General features: G+C 71.4%; 19 protein-coding genes. 9 read left to right on the top strand and 10 right to left on the bottom strand.

Annotated features, from left to right (window positions below; all coding sequences use genetic code 11):
- The first annotated feature begins 154 nt into the window (after window positions 1-154).
- The 5 genes from acs (at window position 155) to K7854_RS18875 (ending at window position 5,590) form a co-directional block, all read left to right on the top strand.
- Window positions 155-2,110: an acetate--CoA ligase gene (acs, locus tag K7854_RS18855; protein ID WP_226027694.1), complete on the top strand. Its 1,956-nt coding sequence runs from the start codon at window positions 155-157 to the stop codon at window positions 2,108-2,110.
- Window positions 2,111-2,313: 203 nt separating this feature from the next.
- A complete protein-coding gene (nhaA, locus tag K7854_RS18860) occupies window positions 2,314-3,738 on the top strand; it encodes a Na+/H+ antiporter NhaA (protein ID WP_226027695.1) in 1,425 nt (474 codons plus the stop codon).
- Between the two features lie 64 nt (window positions 3,739-3,802).
- Complete coding sequence (locus K7854_RS18865) at window positions 3,803-4,291, top strand: phage holin family protein (protein ID WP_226027696.1); 489 nt, start codon at window positions 3,803-3,805, stop codon at window positions 4,289-4,291.
- A complete protein-coding gene (locus K7854_RS18870) occupies window positions 4,288-5,256 on the top strand; it encodes an alpha/beta fold hydrolase (RefSeq protein WP_226027697.1) in 969 nt (322 codons plus the stop codon). The genes K7854_RS18865 and K7854_RS18870 overlap by 4 nt, the downstream gene beginning before the upstream one ends.
- A 148-nt stretch (window positions 5,257-5,404) precedes the next feature.
- On the top strand, window positions 5,405-5,590 hold the full coding sequence (locus tag K7854_RS18875; RefSeq protein WP_078582024.1) for a hypothetical protein: 186 nt from the start codon (window positions 5,405-5,407) through the stop codon (window positions 5,588-5,590).
- A gap of 13 nt (window positions 5,591-5,603) precedes the next feature.
- On the opposite strand, the gene K7854_RS18880 is transcribed toward K7854_RS18875, so the two are convergent.
- From K7854_RS18880 to nth, 3 genes are read right to left on the bottom strand one after another with little or no spacing between them, the layout of a single operon-like run.
- Window positions 5,604-6,809 (bottom strand): MarP family serine protease, encoded by a 1,206-nt coding sequence (locus K7854_RS18880; RefSeq protein WP_226027698.1) that lies wholly within the window; start codon window positions 6,807-6,809, stop codon window positions 5,604-5,606.
- Between the two features lie 45 nt (window positions 6,810-6,854).
- The gene (locus K7854_RS18885; protein WP_226027699.1) at window positions 6,855-7,601 is read right to left on the bottom strand and encodes an NUDIX hydrolase; all 747 of its coding nucleotides are present in this window, start codon (window positions 7,599-7,601) and stop codon (window positions 6,855-6,857) included.
- A 52-nt stretch (window positions 7,602-7,653) separates the two neighbouring features.
- The gene (gene nth, locus K7854_RS18890) at window positions 7,654-8,766 is read right to left on the bottom strand and encodes an endonuclease III (RefSeq protein ID WP_226027700.1); all 1,113 of its coding nucleotides are present in this window, start codon (window positions 8,764-8,766) and stop codon (window positions 7,654-7,656) included.
- A 369-nt stretch (window positions 8,767-9,135) separates the two neighbouring features.
- Here nth and K7854_RS18895 point away from each other — a divergent pair, with 369 nt between their 5' ends.
- Window positions 9,136-9,810 carry a Crp/Fnr family transcriptional regulator gene (locus K7854_RS18895; protein WP_003975365.1) on the top strand — a complete coding sequence of 225 codons (675 nt, stop codon included), beginning with the start codon at window positions 9,136-9,138 and terminating at the stop codon, window positions 9,808-9,810.
- 79 nt (window positions 9,811-9,889) lie between these two features.
- Here the strand turns inward: K7854_RS18895 and K7854_RS18900 are convergent, their stop codons facing one another.
- From K7854_RS18900 to sp36, 5 genes are all read right to left on the bottom strand, one after another.
- Window positions 9,890-10,732: an MBL fold metallo-hydrolase gene (locus K7854_RS18900; RefSeq protein ID WP_226027701.1), complete on the bottom strand. Its 843-nt coding sequence runs from the start codon at window positions 10,730-10,732 to the stop codon at window positions 9,890-9,892.
- The gene (locus K7854_RS18905; RefSeq protein WP_226027702.1) at window positions 10,729-11,709 is read right to left on the bottom strand and encodes an NUDIX hydrolase; all 981 of its coding nucleotides are present in this window, start codon (window positions 11,707-11,709) and stop codon (window positions 10,729-10,731) included. The genes K7854_RS18900 and K7854_RS18905 overlap by 4 nt, the downstream gene beginning before the upstream one ends.
- 59 nt (window positions 11,710-11,768) lie before the next feature.
- Window positions 11,769-12,788, bottom strand: coding sequence for an alpha/beta fold hydrolase (locus tag K7854_RS18910; protein WP_226027703.1), 1,020 nt, complete (start codon window positions 12,786-12,788; stop codon window positions 11,769-11,771).
- A gap of 223 nt (window positions 12,789-13,011) precedes the next feature.
- On the bottom strand, window positions 13,012-13,479 hold the full coding sequence (locus tag K7854_RS18915; RefSeq protein WP_226027704.1) for a RidA family protein: 468 nt from the start codon (window positions 13,477-13,479) through the stop codon (window positions 13,012-13,014).
- Window positions 13,476-13,637 carry a Sp36 family protein gene (gene sp36 / locus K7854_RS18920; RefSeq protein ID WP_003975360.1) on the bottom strand — a complete coding sequence of 54 codons (162 nt, stop codon included), beginning with the start codon at window positions 13,635-13,637 and terminating at the stop codon, window positions 13,476-13,478. The genes K7854_RS18915 and sp36 overlap by 4 nt, the downstream gene beginning before the upstream one ends.
- A 129-nt stretch (window positions 13,638-13,766) precedes the next feature.
- Here sp36 and bagA point away from each other — a divergent pair, with 129 nt between their 5' ends.
- Both bagA and bagB read left to right on the top strand, forming a co-directional pair.
- The gene (gene bagA / locus K7854_RS18925; RefSeq protein ID WP_226027705.1) at window positions 13,767-14,744 is read left to right on the top strand and encodes an ATPase BagA; all 978 of its coding nucleotides are present in this window, start codon (window positions 13,767-13,769) and stop codon (window positions 14,742-14,744) included.
- Window positions 14,741-16,216, top strand: coding sequence for an ATPase BagB (bagB, locus tag K7854_RS18930; protein ID WP_226027706.1), 1,476 nt, complete (start codon window positions 14,741-14,743; stop codon window positions 16,214-16,216). The genes bagA and bagB overlap by 4 nt, the downstream gene beginning before the upstream one ends.
- A gap of 54 nt (window positions 16,217-16,270) precedes the next feature.
- Here the strand turns inward: bagB and wblA are convergent, their stop codons facing one another.
- A complete protein-coding gene (wblA, locus tag K7854_RS18935) occupies window positions 16,271-16,609 on the bottom strand; it encodes a transcriptional regulator WblA (RefSeq protein WP_179235539.1) in 339 nt (112 codons plus the stop codon).
- Between the two features lie 678 nt (window positions 16,610-17,287).
- Between wblA and K7854_RS18940 the strand changes: the two genes are divergently transcribed.
- Window positions 17,288-19,552: a transglycosylase domain-containing protein gene (locus tag K7854_RS18940; protein ID WP_226027707.1), complete on the top strand. Its 2,265-nt coding sequence runs from the start codon at window positions 17,288-17,290 to the stop codon at window positions 19,550-19,552.
- 272 nt (window positions 19,553-19,824) lie between these two features.
- On the opposite strand, the gene K7854_RS18945 is transcribed toward K7854_RS18940, so the two are convergent.
- A complete protein-coding gene (locus K7854_RS18945; RefSeq protein ID WP_226027708.1) occupies window positions 19,825-20,289 on the bottom strand; it encodes a GatB/YqeY domain-containing protein in 465 nt (154 codons plus the stop codon).
- Between the last annotated feature and the right edge of the window lie 101 nt (window positions 20,290-20,390).

Here is a 20,390-nt window from a genome sequence, read left to right on the forward strand (position 1 = left end):
GTACGGGTGACCATGGACCACGAAGGAGAGGCGGGGGCGGGCGACGACCAGAACAGGTCTAAACCATTTGCCCGTCGACCCTTGTCATCGGCCCCCCGGGTCTGATGAGCTGTGGCCTGGGACACAACGGACAACCCTGAGAAAGGGAGATGTCGTGAGCAACGAATCCTTGGCCAACCTGCTCAAGGAAGAACGCAGGTTCGCACCCCCCGCCGACCTGGCCGCGAACGCCAACGTCACGGCGGAGGCGTACGAACAGGCCAAGGCTGACAGGCTCGGCTTCTGGGCCGAGCAGGCCCGCCGGCTGACCTGGGCGAAAGAACCGACCGAGACCCTCGACTGGTCGAACCCGCCGTTCGCCAAGTGGTTCGCGGACGGCACGCTGAACGTCGCCTACAACTGCGTGGACCGCCACGTGGAGGCCGGCCACGGCGACCGCGTCGCCATCCACTTCGAGGGCGAGCCCGGCGACAGCCGCGCCCTCACCTACGCCCAGCTCAAGGACGAGGTGTCCAAGGCCGCCAACGCCCTGCTGGAGCTGGGCGTGCAGAAGGGCGACCGGGTCGCGATCTACATGCCGATGATCCCGGAGACGGCGATCGCGATGCTGGCCTGCGCCCGGATCGGCGCCGCGCACTCGGTGGTCTTCGGCGGCTTCTCCTCGGACGCGCTGGCCACCCGCATCCAGGACGCCGACGCCCGCGTCGTCATCACCGCCGACGGCGGCTACCGGCGCGGCAAGCCGTCCGCGCTCAAGCCGGCCGTCGACGAGGCCGTCGAGCGCGCCGGGATCGTCGAGCACGTGCTCGTCGTCCGCCGCACCGGCCAGGACGTCGCCTGGGACGACTCCCGGGACAAGTGGTGGCACGAGGCCGTCGACCGGCAGTCCGCCGAGCACACGCCAGAGGCGTTCGACGCCGAGCACCCGCTGTTCATCCTGTACACGTCCGGCACCACCGGTAAGCCCAAGGGCATCCTGCACACCTCCGGCGGCTACCTCACGCAGACGGCGTACACGCACTGGGCCGTCTTCGACCTCAAGCCGGAGACCGACGTCTTCTGGTGCACCGCCGACGTCGGCTGGGTCACCGGGCACTCCTACATCGTCTACGGTCCGCTCGCCAACGGCGCCACCCAGGTCATGTACGAGGGCACCCCGGACACCCCGCACCAGGGCCGGTTCTGGGAGATCGTCCAGAAGTACAAGGTCTCCATCCTCTACACGGCGCCGACCGCGATCCGGACGTTCATGAAGTGGGGCGACGACATCCCCGCCAAGTTCGACCTGTCCTCGCTGCGGGTCCTCGGCTCGGTCGGCGAGCCGATCAACCCCGAGGCGTGGATCTGGTACCGCAAGAACATCGGCGCGGACGCCACCCCGGTCGTCGACACCTGGTGGCAGACCGAGACCGGCTCGATGATGATCACGCCGCTGCCGGGCGTCACGGAGGCCAAGCCGGGCTCCGCCCAGCGCCCGCTGCCCGGCATCTCCGCCACCGTCGTCGACGACGAGGCCAACGAGGTGCCCAACGGCGGGGGCGGCTATCTGGTCCTGACCGAGCCGTGGCCGTCGATGCTGCGCACCATCTGGGGCGACGACCAGCGGTTCATCGACACGTACTGGTCGCGCTTCGAGGGCAAGTACTTCGCGGGCGACGGTGCCAAGAAGGACGACGACGGCGACATCTGGCTGCTCGGCCGCGTCGACGACGTGATGCTCGTCTCCGGCCACAACATCTCCACCACCGAGGTCGAGTCGGCCCTCGTCTCCCACCCGTCGGTCGCCGAGGCGGCCGTGGTCGGCGCGGCGGACGAGACCACCGGCCAGGCCATCGTCGCCTTCGTGATCCTGCGCGGCACGGCCGCCGAGAGCGAGGACCTGGTCACCGAGCTGCGCAACCACGTCGGTGCCACGCTCGGCCCGATCGCCAAGCCCAAGCGGATCCTGCCGGTGGCGGAGCTGCCGAAGACCCGCTCCGGCAAGATCATGCGGCGCCTGCTGCGCGACGTCGCGGAGAACCGCCAGCTCGGGGACGTCACGACCCTCACGGACTCGACGGTCATGGACCTCATCCAGTCGAAGCTCCCGGCGGCGCCCAGCGAGGACTGAGCCCCGCACACCGCGGACAGCGCGGACACGTAGTACACCGAGGGCACCCGGCGCCGTACGCGCGCCGGGTGCCCTCGCCCTGTGCGGCGCCCGGGGCCCGGGTAAGCTGGACGGACGTAAGGGAATCATCAAGATCCTCATGGTGCGCCGGGAAGTCTGGTCGGCATGTGTTCCGTGCTGCCCACCCACCGGAGGTTCTCCCCGTGACCGCGCCCCGCACTCCCCGCAAGGCCTTCGGACGGCTGTCCCTTCCGGAGCGCACCTACCTCGCGGACGCGCTGCGCACCGAGACCGTCGGCGGCGTCCTGCTGCTCGTCGCGGCGGTCGCCGCCCTGGTGTGGGCGAACATACCGGCGCTGCACGACAGCTACGAGAGCGTCAGCCACTTCCACTTCGGCCCGTCGGCGCTCGGTCTGAACCTGTCGGTCGCGCACTGGGCCGCCGACGGACTCCTCGCGATCTTCTTCTTCGTCGCCGGCATCGAACTCAAACGCGAACTGGTCGCAGGTGACCTGAAGGACCCCAAGGCCGCCGCGCTCCCGGTGGTGGCGGCGCTGTGCGGCATGGTCGCACCGGCGGTCGTCTACACCGTCACCAGCACCGCGGGCGGCGGCTCGCTGGCCGGCTGGGCCGTGCCGACCGCCACCGACATCGCCTTCGCGCTCGCCGTGCTGGCCGTCATCGGCACGTCCCTGCCGAGCGCCCTGCGCGCCTTCCTGCTGACGCTCGCCGTCGTCGACGACCTCTTCGCCATCCTGATCATCGCGATCTTCTTCACCGACACCCTGAACTTCGCCGCGCTGGGCGGCGCGGTCGCCGGTCTCGTCGTCTTCTGGCTGCTGCTGCGCAAGGGGGTGCGCGGCTGGTACGTGTACGTCCCGCTCGGCCTGGTGATCTGGGCCCTGATGTACAACAGCGGCGTCCACGCCACCATCGCCGGCGTCGCGATGGGCCTGATGCTGCGCTGCCACCGGCGCGAGAGCGAGGAGCACTCCCCCGGCGAGCGCATCGAGCACCTGGTGCGCCCGCTCTCGGCGGGCCTGGCCGTGCCGCTGTTCGCGCTGTTCAGCGCGGGTGTGGCCATCTCCGGCGGGGCACTGGCGGACGTCTTCACCAAACCGGAGACGCTCGGTGTGGTGCTCGGACTCGTCGTCGGCAAGACGCTGGGCATCTTCGGCGGCACCTGGCTGACCTCGCGCTTCACCAGGGCCTCGCTCAGCGACGACCTCCAGTGGGCCGACGTGTTCGCGGTGGCGACCCTGGCCGGCATCGGGTTCACCGTCTCGCTGCTCATCGGCGAGCTGGCCTTCGAGGGCGACGCGGCGATGGCCGACGAGGTCAAGGCCGCCGTACTGACCGGCTCGCTCATCGCGGCGGCCCTGGCCACGGTGCTGCTGAAGGTACGGAACGCGAAGTACCGGGGGATGGTCGCGGAGGAGGAGCGCGACGACGACCTCAGCGGTGTGCCGGACATCTACGAGGAGGACGACCCGGCGTACCACCTGCGGGTGGCGGCCGTCTACGAGCGGAAGGCCGCGGAGCACCGCCGGATCGCCCGGGAGATGGAGTCGGCGCGGCTTGCCGAAGTGGCGGGCGGGGCAGGCGATGAGGACGACCGTCCGGCATGATCTGACGAGACGGTACAAAAGACGGAACCGTACTCAGACGAGCCAGCAGAAGAGGGAGACCGCGATGAGCGCACCCGACGGCAGCCCGGTCGGCACCGAACGCAGCATCGGCCAGCTGTTCGCCTCGGCGACCACCGAAATGTCGGCGCTCGTGCACGACGAGATCGCGCTGGCGAAGGCGCAGCTGAAGCAGGACGTCAAGCGCGGTGCGACGAGCGGCGGCGCGTTCTCCGCCGCGGGCCTGCTCCTGCTCTTCTCGCTGCCGATGCTGAGCTTCGCCCTCGCCTACGGCATCCGGACCTGGAGCGGCTGGAACATGGCCGTCTGCTTCCTGCTGTCCTTCGCTGCGAACGTTCTGGTCGCCGGCCTCCTCGCGCTGATCGGCATCGTCTTCGCGAAGAAGGCCAAGAAGGGCCGCGGTCCGCAGAAGGTCGCCGCCTCGGTGAAGCAGTCCGCGGGCGTGCTGCAGAACGCCAAGCCGCACCCGCGCCCGGAACTGCCCGCGGACCGGGCCCCCGAAGCGATCGAGGCTGTGGCACGCTCGTCCTCATGACGGGCTCCACCACCCCTTCGGGGCACTCCCCCTCGCCGCAGCACCCCACGTCGGTCGTACGCCTCGGCATCCCGGGCGGACCCGAGGTGACCCATCGGGACGTCGCGGCCAACGGCGCCCGCTTCCACATCGCCGAGCTGGGCGACGGACCGCTGGTGCTGCTGCTGCACGGCTTCCCGCAGTTCTGGTGGACCTGGCGGCACCAGCTGGTGGCGCTCGCGGACGCCGGTTTCCGCGCGGTCGCCATGGACCTGCGCGGCGTCGGCGGCAGCGACCGCACCCCGCGCGGCTACGACCCGGCGGGACTCGCCCTCGACATCACCGGCGTGATCCGCTCCCTCGGCGAGCCGGACGCCGCGCTGGTCGGTCACGACCTCGGCGGCTATCTGGCCTGGACGGCCGCCGCGATGCGGCCCAAGCTCGTACGGCGGCTCGCGGTCTCCTCGATGCCGCACCCCCGGCGCTGGCGTTCGGCCATGCTCGGGGACGTCCGCCAGAGCCGCGCGGGCTCCTACATCTGGGGCTTCCAGCGCCCCTGGGTTCCGGAGCGCCAACTGACCGCGGACGACGGCGCGCTGGTCGGCCGGCTGCTGCACGACTGGTCCGGGCCGCGGCTGCTCGACGACGAGGCGGTGACGGCGTACCGGCGTGCCATGTGCATCCCCTCCACGGCGCACTGCTCGGTCGAGCCCTACCGCTGGCTGGTGCGCTCCCTGGCGCGTCCGGACGGCATCCAGTTCTACCGCCGGATGAAGCGGCCGGTGCGCGTGCCGACGCTGCACCTGCACGGCTCCCTGGACCCCGTGATGCGGACGCGGAGTGCCGCCGGGTCCGGGCAGTACGTCGAAGCGCCGTACCGCTGGCGGCTGTTCGACGGGCTCGGGCACTTCCCGCACGAGGAGGATCCGGTCGCCTTCTCGACCGAACTGATCAACTGGCTGAAGGATCCTGAGCCCGATCGGTGAGGTTTGGTGAGCGATCGGTCACCGAACGGACGCGCCCGGTATCCGAACCGGAATGCTTGTCCTATGAACGGCCACTTGCCCGGCGCATAGGCCAATTGGGCGCCCCGGGAACGGTTATCGACCATGGGGCGGGGGCACACGTCCGGGTATGGGCTGGACGCACGACTACAGTGACGTAGCACGCGACGGCCGCTCCACGAGCGGCGTGAGCAGTACCCACCGACGCGGCGGCACCCCGCAACTCGCGGGTGCGGACCTCCGGGTGGGCATTCCGCGCATCCTGCGCCGCCGGGCCCGCTGGGTCTCCGTACGCCTGCGCCATCCACGGACCTGAGGCGTCTGGCCGTTCACAGCGCGCAGCTGTCGCTGTCCACCTGCTGGCTGGCGGTGCGGCCCTTGCTGATGTCCTCGCGGATCTCGTCCGCGGTGAGCGCGTAGCCGGTGTCGGGGTCGTCCAGGGACTTGGCGAAGACCACGCCGTACACCTCGCCCTCCGGCGTCAGCAGCGGGCCGCCGGAGTTGCCCTGCCGCACGGTCGCGTACAGCGAGTAGACGTCCCGGCGGACGGTGTCGCGGTGGTAGATGTCCGGCCCGTTGGCCGTGATGCGCCCGCGCACCCGCGCGGCCCGGACGTCGTACGCCCCGTTCTCCGGGAAGCCGGCGACGATCGCGTCGTCGTCGCGCCGGGCGTCCTCGTCCTCGTCCGTGAACCGCAGCGCGGGCGCGTCCAGTTCCGGCACGTCCAGTACGGCGATGTCGCGCCGCCAGTCGTAGAGGACCACCGTCGCGTCGTACTTCCGGCCCTCGCCGCCTATCTGCACCGTGGGCTCGTCCACGCCGCCCACGACGTGCGCGTTGGTCATGACACGGCGGTCGGAGAAGACGAACCCGGTGCCTTCCAGGACCTTTCCGCAGTCCGGGGCGGTGCCCATGACCTTGACGATGGAACGCTTGGCCTTGACGGCGACCGGGCTGCCCGTCAGCGCCGGGTCGGGCGCCTGCACCGGGGGGATCGACTCGTCGGCGAAGGGGCTGAAGACCTGCGGGAAGCCGTTCTCCGCGAGGACGGAGGTGAAGCTGTCGAACCAGTTGTCCGCCCCCGCGGGCAGCACCTCCTGCACGCCGGCCAGCAGCGCGGACTGCCGCACCTCCTTGCCGACCGTCGGCATCGTGGTGCGCGCGAGCGCGGAGCCCAGCAGCCAGGCGACCAGCAGCATGGCGACGACGTTGACCAGGGCACCGCCGGTCGCGTCCAGGGCGCGCGCCGGGGACCAGGTGATGTAGCGGCGCAGCTTGTTGCCCAGATGGGTCGTCAGGGCCTGGCCGACGGAGGCGCACACGATGACGATGACGACCGCGACGACGGCCGCGGTCGTGCTCACCTCCGCGTTGTCCGTCAGCGCGTCCCAGGCCACCGGCAGCAGGTAGACGGCGACGAGCCCGCCGCCGAGGAAGCCGATCACCGACAGGATGCCGACGACGAACCCCTGGCGGAAGCCGACGATCGCGAACCAGACGGCGGCCAGCAGCAACAGGATGTCCAGCACGTTCACTGATTCAGGCCTCGCCTTGTCGTCTGCGGTACGCAGGCCACCCTGTCATGCGCGCCAGTCCAGCGGGACCTGCTTATCCCGGTCCCACGGCCGCTCCCAGCCCGCGAAGTGCAGCAACCGGTCGATGATGCCGGCCGTGAAGCCCCAGACGAGAGCCGATTCGACCAGGAATGCCGGGCCTCGGTGACCGCTGGGGTGGACGGTCGTCACCCTGTTGGCGGGGTCCGTGAGATCCGCCACGGGGACCGTGAAGACGCGCGCGGTCTCGGCCGGGTCGACGACGCCGACCGGGGAGGGCTCGCGCCACCAGGCCAGCACCGGGGTGACGACGAAGCCGCTCACCGGGATGTAGAGCTTGGGCAGGACCCCGAAGAGCTGGACGCCGGCCGGGTCGAGCCCGGTCTCCTCCTCGGCCTCCCGCAGGGCGGCCCGCAGCGGACCGTCACCGCGCGGATCACCGTCCTCGGGGTCGAGGGCACCGCCCGGGAAGGCGGGCTGGCCGGGGTGGGAGCGCAGGGAGCCGGCCCGCTCCATCAGCAGCAGCTCCGGACCGCGGCCCGGGTCCTTGCCGCCCTCGCCGCCGCGGGTGCCGTCCCCGAAGAGGATCAGCACCGCGGACTGGCGGCCGGCGCCGTCCGCGGGCGGCAGGAAGCGGCTCAGCTGAGTGGGCCGGACCGTCTCGACCGCCCGCACCACCGGGTCCAGCCAGCCCGGCAGACCTTCCTTGCTGAGGACCGCGCCGTCCCGAGTGCGGTCCCTGGCGGGACCCTGCGTGTCGCTCGCCCGTGTCATCTCCACCCCCGTCCTGCCGACTCCAACGCCCGACGCCCCCGAGATCGTTCCGTCACCCGGCCCCCAGCGGCGGCGCCGGCTTCCCACCCGCGTCCAGGTACGCCTGCGGGGGCTTGAGCCGCTGGCCCGGGAAGCCGCCCTTCTCGTACTTCAGCAGCTTCTTCGCCTTCTCCGGGTCCGTCTCGCCCTCGCCGTAGGCCGGGCACAGCGGGGCGATGGGGCAGGCACCGCAGGCGGGCTTGCGGGCGTGGCAGATGCGGCGGCCGTGCCAGATCACGTGGTGGGAGAGGTCGGTCCAGTCGCTCTTCGGGAAGAGCGCGCCGACGGCGGCCTCGATCTTGTCCGGGTCGGTCTCCTCGGTCCACCGCCAGCGGCGCACCAGGCGCTGGAAGTGCGTGTCCACGGTGATGCCGGGGCGGCCGAAGGCGTTGCCGAGCACGACGAAGGCGGTCTTGCGGCCGACGCCGGGCAGCTTGACGAGGTCTTCGAGGCGTCCGGGGACCTCGCCGCCGAAGTCCTCCGCAAGGGCCTTGGACAGCCCTATGACCGACTTGGTCTTGGCCCGGAAGAAGCCGGTCGGGCGCAGGATCTCCTCGACCTCCTCTGGGACGGCGGCGGCCAGGTCCTCGGGGGTGGGGTACTTGGCGAAGAGGGCGGGCGTGGTCTGGTTGACCCTGAGGTCGGTGGTCTGCGCGGACAGCACCGTGGCCACGACCAGCTGGAACGGGTTCTCGAAGTCCAGCTCCGGGTGGGCGTACGGGTAGACCTCGGCCAGCTCGCGGTTGATGCGGCGGGCGCGGCGGACCAGCGCGGTGCGCGACTCGCCGCGCGGCGGCTTCGGGGCCACGGTCTTGGCCGGGGCGACGCCCTCGACGGCGGCGGTGGCCTTCTTGGGGACGACGGCGGGCTTCTTGGCGGGCGCCTGCCTCTTCAGGGGCGGCACGGCCTTCTTCGCGGAGGTCTTCTTGGGGGCGGCGGGCTTCCTGGCCGCGGGGGACTTCTCGGCAGAGGCCTTCTTGCTCGCGGCCGACTTCTTGGCCGCGGCCGACTTCTTGGCCGCGGGAGTCTTCCCGCTCGCGACCGTCTTCCCGCTCGCGCCGGTCTTCCCGGCCGCGGCCGGCTCCTGGCTCTCGTCGGACTTCTTGCTCGCGGAGGACTTCTTCACGGCACCCTTCTCCGCAGTCACCCTCTTGGCAGGCACTGCCTTCTTTGTCGCTTTCGCCGTTTTCCTACCGCCATCGGGAGTCTGTTCGCCCACAGCGGAATCGTGCCGTTCACTCACCCGCGCAGCCCCCTGAGCCTGTGCTCTCACCGGCGATTTGGACACCCGGCCAGCCTACGACCCGGCACCGACATCCGCCCCGGACCTCGAAGATCGGCGTCCAATTGGACCCCTGCCGCGTACCCCGGGACATCAGTGCGGCATCCTTGTGACAGATCACACTGTTTGGACTGTCCGGCAAAATGGGCACCACGGACCCCTGGTACACCGGGGGAACAAGATCCTCTGAGCCGGTCGACAAGGAGAGAACTCGTGGACGACGTTCTGCGGCGCAACCCGCTCTTCGCGGCGCTCGACGACGAGCAATCCGCGGAGCTCCGCGCCTCCATGAGTGAGGTGACCCTCGCCCGCGGCGACACCCTGTTCCACGAGGGGGACCCCGGAGACCGCCTCTACGTGGTCACGGAAGGCAAGGTCAAGCTCCACCGCACGTCCCCCGACGGGCGCGAGAACATGCTGGCCGTGGTCGGTCCCAGCGAGCTGATCGGCGAGCTGTCGCTCTTCGACCCGGGCCCGCGCACGGCGACCGGGACCGCTCTGACCGAGGTCAAGCTGCTCGCCCTCGGCCACGGCGACCTCCAGCCCTGGCTGAACGTCCGCCCGGAGGTGGCCACCGCGCTGCTGCGCGCCGTCGCGCGCCGGCTGCGCAAGACCAACGACGCCATGTCCGACCTGGTCTTCTCGGACGTCCCCGGCCGCGTCGCCCGCGCCCTGCTGGACCTCTCCCGCCGCTTCGGCGTGCAGTCCGAGGAGGGCATCCACGTGGTGCACGACCTGACGCAGGAGGAGCTGGCCCAGCTGGTCGGCGCGTCCCGCGAGACGGTCAACAAGGCGCTCGCGGACTTCGCCCAGCGCGGCTGGCTCCGCCTGGAGGCCCGCGCGGTGATCCTGCTGGACGTGGAGCGGCTGGCCAAGCGCTCCCGCTGACCCACCGCCCAGCGCCCCGCTGATCCACCCACCACCGCCCCGCTGACCCACCGACCCCTGGGAGTCTTCCCCGGGGCCCCTACTCGGGCAGCTGGATGAGCCCGTGCTCGCCCAGGTACTCCAGCTGCGCCCGCACCGACAGCTCCGCCGCCGGCCACAGGGAGCGGTCGACGTCCGCGTACACGTGGGCGACGACCTCGCCCGGCGTGCGGTGGCCGTCCTCCACCGCCGTCTCGACCTGGGCGAGGCGGTGTGCGCGATGGGCGAGGTAGTACTCCACGGCACCCTGGGCGTCCTCCAGGACGGGCCCGTGGCCCGGGAGCACCGTGTGCACCCCGTCGTCGGCCGTGAGCGACCTGAGCCTGCGCAGGGAGTCCAGGTAGTCGCCGAGACGGCCGTCGGGATGGGCCACCACCGTCGTGCCGCGCCCCAGGATCGTGTCGCCCGTCAGGACCGCCCGGTCGGCCGGGAGGTGGAAGCACAGGGAGTCCGCCGTGTGCCCCGGGGTCGCCACGACCCTCAGCTCCAGCCCGCCGACCCCGATCACGTCACCCGCGGCCAGCCCCTCGTCGCCCAGCCGCAGCGCCGGGTCCAGGGCCCGTACGTTCGTGCGGGTCAGCTCGGCGAAGCGCGCGGCGCCCTCCGCGTGGTCCGGGTGACCGTGCGTCAGGAGCGTCAGCGCGACCCGTTTGCCGGCCCGCTCGGCCGTGTCGACGACGTGTCGCAGGTGGGTGTCGTCCAGCGGACCCGGGTCGACGACGACGGCCAGGTCGGAGTCGGGCTCGGCGAGGATCCAGGTGTTGGTGCCGTCCAGGGTCATCGCCGAGGCGTTGGGCGCGAGGACGTTCACCGCGCGCGCGGTGGCCGGTCCCGACAGGACGCCGCCGCGCGGCTGTCCGGGCAGTGCTGCTGCGTCCGTCATGCGAGGGCTCCCCCGGTCGGGTCGGAAGGCGTCGCCGGTGCCGCGCTCGCGACGCGCTTGGTGAACTCGTCGTGCCCCGGCCAGGAGAGGACGACCTCGTCGCCGGACAGCCGCGCGCGGGCCAGTACCGGGGTCATGTCGCGGCCGGGCGCCGACGCCAGCGCCTCGGCCACCGTGCCGCACTCCGCCAGCCCGCGCAGGGTCGCGACGGTCGGCGGCATCATCAGCAGCTCGCCCTTGTCGTACCCGGCGGTCGCCTCCGCCGGCGTGATCCACACCGTGCGGTCGGCCTCCGTGGAGGCGTTGCGGGTGCGCTGTCCCTCGGGGAGCGCGGCCACGAAGAACCACGTGTCGTAGCGCCGGGCCTCGAACTCCGGGGTGATCCAGCGCGCCCAGGCGCCCAGCAGGTCGGAGCGCAGGACGAGACCCCGGCGGTCCAGGAACTCCGCGAAGGACAGCTCGCGGTCGACCAGGGCGGCCCGGTCGGCCTCCCAGTCGTCGCCCGTGGTGTCGCCGACGACCGAGTCGCCGGTCGGCCCGGCGAGCAGCACGCCGGCCTCCTCGTACGTCTCCCGCACGGCCGCGCAGACGATCGCCTGGGCGCCCGCCTCGTCGACGCCGAGCCGGTCCGCCCACCACGCGCGCGTGGGGCCTGCCCAGCCGATCGCGCGGTCGTCGTCGCGCGGGTCGACCCCGCCGCCCGGGTAGGCGTAGGCGCCCCCGGCGAACGCCATGGAGGTGCGGCGGCGCAGCATGTGGACGGCCGGCCCGGACCCCACGGCGCCGGTGCCGGTGCCGGTGCCGGTGTCGGTGTCCTTGAGGAGCATGACGGTGGCCGCGCGCTTCGGGGTGACCGGGGTGAGGGTGCCGGCCGCGAGCGCGCGGATGCGGTCCGGCCACTCCGGCGGGTACCACTGACCGTTCGCCCGACCACTCGCCCGACCACTCGTCCGACCACTCGCCTGACCACTCGCCATGGCCGGAGGCTATCCGGTGACGGGCGGATGTTCGAGTGGCCCCCGGGGCCCGGTGGATGTCAGGAGGGCAGGCCGGTCAGCCACTCGGTGAGCAGCCGGTTGGTCTCCTCGGGGCGTTCCTGCTGGAGCCAGTGGCCGCAGCCGTCGAGGACGTGCGAGGCCCGCAGGCCGGGCAGGGTGACCGGGTAGGCCTCGATCGCGTCGGACAGCCAGGTGGTGGACGCATCCAGGCCGCCGCCGAGGAACAGGGACGGCTGGGTGATCGGGGCGCCCTCGTGGGCGGCCAGGTCGGCCCAGTCGCGGTCCATGTTGCGGTAGCGGTTGAGGGCGCCGGTCAGACCGGTCCGCTCGAACTCCCCGGCGTAGACGTCCAGGTCCTCCTCGGTCAGCCAGGAGGGCAGCCGCCCGGCGGCCGGGAACCGGTCGCGCATCCGGCCGCCGGGGGCGACGAAGTGCGGGTCGGGTTCCTCCGGCGCGGGCATGGTCTCGGCGGACAGGGCGGCGTAGAGGCCGGCGAGCCAGCCGCGTACGTCGGGCTCGATCTCCGCCTCGGCGCGGCCCGGCTCCTGGAAGTAGGAGACGTAGAACTCCTGACCGGCGAAGGGCCCGGCCGGGTCGCTCATGCCGGCGAAGACCTCGCTGGGCTTCGGGCCGCCCGGCGGGGTGTACGGCACGCTCAGCAGGCCCACCGCGCGGAACACGTCCGGCCGCAGCAGCGCGGAGTGGGCGGCGATGTTCGCGCCCCAGTCGTGGCCGACGACCACGGCGGAGCTCTCCCCGAGCGCCTCCACCACGGCGACGGCGTCCGCCACCAGGTCGAGCATCCGGTACGCCGCCACGTCGTCCGGCCGCGAGGAGCGCCCGTAGCCGCGTACGTCGACGGCGGCGGCGCGGAATCCGGCGGCGGCCAGCGCGGGCAGCTGGTGGCGCCAGGAGTACCAGGACTCGGGGAAGCCGTGCACGAGCAGGACCAGCGGCCCGCTGCCCTGCTCGACCAGGTGGATCCGGCCGGCGGGGGAGGGCACCAGACGGTGGACGGGCTGGTCGGCCTGCTGGTCGGTCACGGGCGGCTGCGGCATGGCTCCTCCTGGCGCATACGTTCGGTACGGCCCCGTACGGGCCGGGACCGCCGACTGGGGCCGGCTCCCGCCCCGTAGGGGGTGTGGAACCGATCCTGCGAGGTCGGAGCGGCCGGTGCGAGGTTTGTTGCCGGGCTGGCAACGCGCGCCGCACCCGGCGTCCGGCCCCGCTCCGCCGCCCTGCGTCGGGGCCCCTCCCCGTCGGCCACGGGAGGCCCGGCCGCTACGGCTGGACCAGCTCCACCTGGATCTCGACCTCCACCGGCGCGTCCAGCGGGAGGACCGCCACGCCGACCGCGCTGCGGGCGTGCACGCCCTTGTCGCCCAGGACCGCGCCGAGGAGTTCGCTGGCGCCGTTGACCACGCCGGGCTGGCCGGTGAAGTCGGTCGCGGAGGCGACGAAGCCGACGACCTTGACGACCCGCGCGACGCGGTCGAGGTCACCGGCGACGGACTTCACGGCGGCCAGGGCGTTCAGCGCGCAGGTGCGGGCCAGCTCCTTGGCCTCGTCCGGGGTGACCTCGGCGCCGACCTTGCCGGTCACCGGCAGCTTGCCGTCCAGCATCGGCAGCTGGCCGGAGGTGTAGACGTACGGGCCGGACTGCACGGCCGGCTGGTAGGCGGCCAGCGGCGGGACGACCTCGGGCAGCGTCAGACCCAGCTCGGCGAGCTTCGCCTCGACGGCGCTCATGCCTGCTTCTCCCGCTTCAGGTAGGCGACGAGCTGCTCGGGGTTGTTGGGCCCGGGGACGACCTGGACGAGCTCCCAGCCGTCCTCGCCCCAGGTGTCCAGAATCTGCTTCGTGGCATGGACGAGCAGCGGCACGGTTGCGTATTCCCACTTGGTCATGCGGCCGACTCTAGCCGCTGGCCGGGGCACCTCCGCAGCCGCTGTCCGGGCCCCTCCGCGTGCCGGTCGCGGCGATGTTGTCCACAGCCTCCGGCGTACTCGGCGCACGGACTGGTTACGCTCGAAGACGTGAGCAGGCTCCAGGTCGTCAGCGGCAAGGGCGGTACCGGCAAGACCACGGTGGCCGCGGCCCTCGCGCTGGCCCTGGCCACCGAGGGGAAGCGCGCGCTTCTCGTCGAGGTCGAGGGCCGCCAGGGCATCGCGCAGCTCTTCGAAACGGAGGCGCTGCCTTATGAGGAGCGGAAGATCGCCGTCGCTCCCGGGGGCGGGGAGGTGTACGCCCTCGCCATCGACGCCGAACTGGCCCTTCTGGACTACCTCCAGATGTTCTACAAGCTGGGCAGCGCCGGACGGGCCCTGAAGAAGCTCGGCGCGATCGACTTCGCGACCACCATCGCGCCGGGGGTCAGGGACGTCCTGCTGACCGGCAAGGCGTGCGAGGCGGTCCGGCGCAAGGACAAGCGGGGGCGGTTCGTGTACGACTACGTCGTCATGGACGCCCCGCCCACCGGCCGCATCACGCGCTTCCTCAACGTCAACGACGAGGTGGCCGGGCTCGCGAAGGTCGGGCCCATACACAATCAGGCGCAGGCCGTGATGCGGGTGCTGAAGTCGCGGGAGACCGCGGTGCACCTGGTGACGCTGCTGGAGGAGATGCCGGTCCAGGAGACCGTGGACGGCATCGCCGAGCTGCGCACCGCGCACCTCCCGGTGGGCCGGGTCGTCGTCAACATGGTCCGTCCGCAGGTCCTGGACGCCACCGACCTGGAGCTGGTCCGGGAGACACCGCGTGCGGAGCTGGCCCGGTCGCTGTCCGGGGCGGGGCTCGGCGGGGCCCGGCGGGGCGGACACGCCGAGCGGCTGGTGGACCCGCTCCTCGCCCAGGCCGGGGAGTACGCCGAGCGGTACACGCTGGAGCAGGAGCAGCGGGCGGCCCTCGGCGAGCTGGGCCTGCCGACGCACGAACTGCCGCTGCTCGCGGAGGGCATGGACCTGGCGGGCCTGTACGAACTGGCCACCGAGCTGCGGAAGCAGGGGATCGCATGAGTCCGGACGACCCGGCCCGCCACCAGAAGGGCAGCCCGGCCCGCCGCCAGGAGGGCAGCCCGGCCCGGCAGCAGGAGAGCGCGCGCCGGCTGGCCCCCGCGCGCGTGCTCGACGTCGACGCCCTGCTGGAGGACCCGCGCAACCGCATCGTGGTGTGCTGCGGTTCGGGCGGGGTCGGCAAGACGACCACGGCGGCGGCACTGGGCCTGCGCGCGGCCGAGCGCGGCCGCAAGGTGGTCGTCCTCACCATCGACCCGGCCCGGCGGCTCGCGCAGTCCATGGGCATCGACTCGCTGGACAACACCCCGCGCCGGGTGAAGGGCGTCGACGACGCGGCGGGCGGTGAGCTGCACGCCATGATGCTCGACATGAAGCGGACCTTCGACGAGATCGTCGAGTCCCACGCGGATCCCGAACGGGCCGCGGCGATCCTGGGCAACCCCTTCTACCAGTCCCTGTCGGCCGGCTTCGCGGGCACGCAGGAGTACATGGCGATGGAGAAGCTGGGGCAGCTGCGGGCGAAGGACGAGTGGGACCTCATCGTCGTCGACACGCCGCCGTCCCGCTCGGCGCTGGACTTCCTGGACGCGCCCAAGCGCCTCGGTTCCTTCCTCGACGGCAAGCTGATCCGCGTCCTGCTGGCTCCGGCGAAGGTCGGCGGCCGGGCGGGCATGAAGTTCCTGAACGTCGGCATGTCGATGATGACCGGCGTCCTGGGGAAGGTGCTGGGCGGACAGTTCCTCAAGGACGTGCAGACCTTCGTGGCCGCGATGGACTCGATGTTCGGCGGGTTCCGTACGCGCGCGGACGCCACGTACAAGCTGCTCCAGGCGTCCGGGACGGCGTTCCTGGTGGTCGCGGCCCCGGAGCGGGACGCGCTGCGCGAGGCCGCGTACTTCGTGGAGCGGCTGGCCGCCGAGGACATGCCACTGGCCGGTCTGGTGCTCAACCGGGTCCACGGCAGCGGCGCCGACCGGTTGTCGGCCGAGCGGGCACTCGCCGCCGCGGAAAATCTTGAGGATCCCCGCATTGTGGATCAGGACGGCGGGAAAGCTGGAATTCGTACCGCTCCCGGCAACTCTCCCGACCCGCACGGCAGTTCAGGACCGGCCGACTCCGTACCCGACGATTCGGCCACCGACATCTCTCCGGAGGCTCTCGACACGTCTGCGGAGACTTCTTCGGACGTCACCGGCGCCTCGGACGGGGCTCCCGACTCCGCCGGGGCTCCCGACGCGCCGGAGCGGTCCGTCGACGCCCTCACCGCAGGCCTGCTGCGTCTGCACGCCGAGCGCATGCACCTGCTCGCCCGCGAGCAGCGCACACGTGACCGCTTCACCGCGCGTCATCCCGAGGTGGCGGTCACCGAGGTGGCCGCGCTCCCCGGCGACGTGCACGACCTCGCGGGGCTGCGGGACATCGGGGCACGCCTGGCGACCGGCCGACCCGAGCTGCCCGGGCCGGACGCCTGATCCAGCCCTCGGGCGTCTGGTTCCGCCCGCGGAACCAGGGGACGCCGGCGGGGCTCAGCCGACGGCCGCGTAGTTCTCGTACACCTCGTCGTCCTCGAGGGGCACGATGCCGACCCCTCGTTCGTACTCCGTCCGCGCCGTCTCGAGGAGCCGGCGCCAGGAGGTCACGGTGGGCCGCCTGCGCAGCAGTGCGCGGCGTTCCCGCTCCGTCATGCCTCCCCACACGCCGAACTCGACGCGGTTGTCGAGCGCGTCGGCCAGGCACTCGGTCCGCACCGGACACCCGGTGCACACCGCCTTGGCCCTGTTCTGCGCTGCTCCCTGAACGAACAGTTCGTCCGGATCGGTAGTGCGGCAGGCGGCCTGCGCACTCCAGTCGGTTACCCAGCCCATACCGGCGCCGTCCTCTCCCGAATCGAGGCTCCCCCACGGCGGCAGCGGCATATTCACCGCCGCCAGTTGAGGACGTTACGGAAGGTGGGCACAGCGCAACACCCCCTTCGGGCCCAATCTTGAATGGCCCGAACGGACTATGGGTAAGCGGCAGATCACCCGGGGGAGTGAGCTGGCGACATGCGCGACGATCCCGACATTCAGGTCATCTCTGTTGCGCCACAACGGACACCGATTGACACACGAGGCGGATTCGGACACGCACCCCACACGCCGTGGCACGCGCCGGTACACACCAACGCGCCCCCAGCGGGGCCCCTCGGAAAAAACTCGAGCGGATCCGGAACGATTCGGGGTCGCCGGACGTATTGATACGTGGCCGCACTGCTGTGACAGTTGAGTGCAGCTTAGGCCAAGGCATATACGCGTGTCCGGCGAATGAGAACGTAGCCGCCCCCCTTTGCCGCGCCGTCAAGCCCGCGCCGGCCCGGCGCTCGACGGCTGAGCTGGCAGAAGGCGTCTTCCAGGGCTTGTCCCGTGCCCAAAAGATCACACGGCGGGGGCACGGAAGGCGTCGCCACGGCCTGGCGGCACCCGGATGTCACGGTCTGGTACTCGAACGCTCCGAAAAGCCCCTGCGTCTGCGGATCGCTCATACCTACGGATTAGGCTGCCTCCATGCCAAAGAAGCGCTCGGGCGGTGGTCTGTCGCCAACGCAGCAGGCCGCAAAGTTCCTCGGTGTCAGTGTGCTCGCGGGAGCAGTGCTGGCCGGCATCGCGTTGCCCGCCGTGGGCGCGCTGGGGCTGGCCGCCAAGGGGTCGGTGGAGGGCTTCGACGCCCTCCCGGCCAACCTGAAGACTCCCCCGCTGAGCCAGCGCACCACCATCCTCGACGCCGACGGCGGCACCATCGCCACGGTCTACTCGCGCGACCGCACGGTGGTCGACCTCAAGGACATCTCGCCGTACATGCAGAAGGCGATCGTCGCGATCGAGGACTCCCGCTTCTACGAGCACGGCGCGATCGACCTCAAGGGCGTCCTGCGCGCCCTCAACAAGAACGCGCGCAGCGGCGAGGTCTCCGAGGGCGCCTCCACGCTCACCCAGCAGTACGTCAAGAACGTCTTCGTGGAGGAGGCGGGCGACGACGCGACGAAGGTCGCCCAGGCCACCCAGCAGACCATCGGCCGCAAGATCCAGGAGCTGAAGCTCGCGATCCAGGTCGAGGAGGAGCTGGGCAAGAAGAAGATCCTCGAGAACTACCTGAACATCACCTTCTTCGGCCAGCAGGCCTACGGCGTCGAGGCGGCCTCCCAGCGCTACTTCTCCAAGCACGCCAAGGACCTCAACGTCCAGGAGGCCGCCCTGCTGGCCGGCATCGTCCAGTCGCCCAGCCGCTACGACCCGGTGAACGACGAGGCGGAGGCCACCAAGCGCCGCAACGTTGTCCTGAACCGCATGGCCCAGGTCGGCGACATCTCCACGGCCGAGGCCGAGAAGGCGAAGAAGGCACCGCTCGGGCTGAAGGTCAGCAGGCCGAAGAACGGCTGCATCACGGCCGTGAACGACGCGAGCTTCTTCTGCGACTACGTGCGCGAGGTGTTCCTGAGTGATCCGGTCTTCGGCAAGACCCGCAAGGACCGGGCCAAGATCTGGAACCAGGGCGGCCTCACCATCCGCACGACGCTCGACCCGCAGGCCCAGGAGTCGGTGCACCAGTCCCTCAAGGACCACGTCAACAAGTCGGACTCGGTCGCCGCGGCGAGCACGCTGGTCGAACCGGGCACCGGCCGGATCGTCGCGATGGGCCAGTCGAAGCCGTACGGCTACGGCAAGGACGAGACCGAGATCAACTACTCGGTCGACCACGCCGTGGGCGGCTCCAACTACGGCTTCCCGACGGGTTCGACGTTCAAGCCGTTCCTCGCTGCCGCGGCCCTGGAGGAGAACGTACCGGCGACGAAGGAGTACTCGTCGCCGTACGACATGGACTACCCGAGTCCCATCCAGACCTGTGACAAGCCCTGGATCAACGACAACAGCTACCGGGTCGAGAACGAGAACGAGTCGGAGGTCGGTCCGTACCGGCTGAAGGAGGCGATGGCCAAGTCGGTCAACACCTACTTCGTCCAGATGCTCGCCGACATCGGTCTGTGCCCGGTGGCGTCCATGGCGGACAAGCTCCACGTCCACCAGGGCAACGGCGACAAGCTGCCGCAGAACCCCTCCGCCCTCGCCCTCGGCTCGGTCGGTATGTCCCCGCTGACGATGGCGAGCGCCTACGCGACCTTCGCCTCGCGCGGCATGTACTGCACGCCGGTCGCGATCGAGTCGATCACCCAGAAGGTCGGCAACAAGCAGAAGTCGCTGGAGGTCCCGAAGTCGACGTGCTCGCGCGCGATGACGGAGAAGACCGCCGACAGCGTGAACACCCTGCTGCAGGGTGTGGTCGACTCCGGTACCGGTAAGGAGGCCGGTCTGAGCGACCGCGACAACGCCGGCAAGACGGGTACGACCGACGAGCGCAAGAACGCCTGGTTCGTCGGCTACACGCCGAACATGTCCGGCGCCGTCTGGGTCGGCAGCGCCAGCCAGAAGGTCGAGATGAAGAACATCACGATCGGCGGCGTCTACCACCCGCTCGTCTTCGGTGGCGCGGTCCCGGGCCCGATCTGGAAGGACGCCATGACCGGCGCCCTGGAGGGCAAGGACTCCCCCTCGTTCAACCTCGTCGACATCCCGGACGGCGACAAGAACAAGGACAAAGACAAGAACAAGGACAAGGGCGGGGACGAGAACAAGCCCGACGACGGGAACAACGGCGACGACGACGGCTTCATCGCCGGCCTGACCAACGGCGGCAACGCCAACGGGGGCGGGGACGGCGGCTTCCCGGGGAACCTGATCCAGGGCCCGGGCAACGGCCCCGGCGGACGCCGCTGACCGTCTTCCGAACCGGGTGAGGGCCCCCTCCGCGAACGGCGGAGGGGGCCCTCACTGGCGTTACGGCGGGACAGGCGGGGCAGGGGGACGGTTTCGGCGGCTCGACCGCCGAGCGGGTACCGGCGCAGCGGGCCGACTCGGCCGACCGGGCACCGGCGGAGCGGGCCAGGGTCAGCCGGGTACTGGCGCAGCCCGCCGGGTCTGCCGGGTCTGCCCGGTCAGCCGGGTCAGCCGGGGGGGCAGCCAGGCTGCCAGGTCAGCCGGGTGCTTGCTCAGCCGGCCAGGAGCTTCTTGACCGCGGCGGCGACCCGGCCGCCCTCGGCCTGCCCGGCCACCTTCGGGTTCACGATCTTCATCACGGCGCCCATGGCCCGCGGCCCCTCGGCACCGGCCGCCTTCGCCTCCTCGACGGCCTGCGCGACGATCGCGTTCAGCTCGTCGTTGGACAGCTGCTTCGGCAGGTAGGCGGCGAGCACCTCGCCCTCCGCCTTCTCCCGCTCGGCCTGCTCGGTGCGGCCGCCCTGGGCGAAGGCCTCGGCGGCCTCGCGGCGCTTCTTCGCCTCGCGGGTGATCACCTTCTGCACCTCGTCGTCGGAGAGCTCCCGCTTCTCCTTCCCCGCGACCTCCTCCTTGGTGATCGCGGCCAGCGTCAGCCGGAGCGTCGAGGAGCGGAGCTCGTCGCGCTCCTTGATCGCGGAGTTGAGGTCGTCGTGCAGCTTCGACTTGAGCGTGGTCATGGACCTGATTGTCGCAGGTGTGCGAGGACCGGCGCCCGCCGATTTACGCGCCGCCGGGCAAGGCGGCCGCGGAGGGCCTGCCCGCCACCGCGGTCCGCCGC

This window comes from Streptomyces hyderabadensis (genome assembly GCF_020404845.1).
Lineage (GTDB): Bacteria > Actinomycetota > Actinomycetes > Streptomycetales > Streptomycetaceae > Streptomyces > Streptomyces hyderabadensis.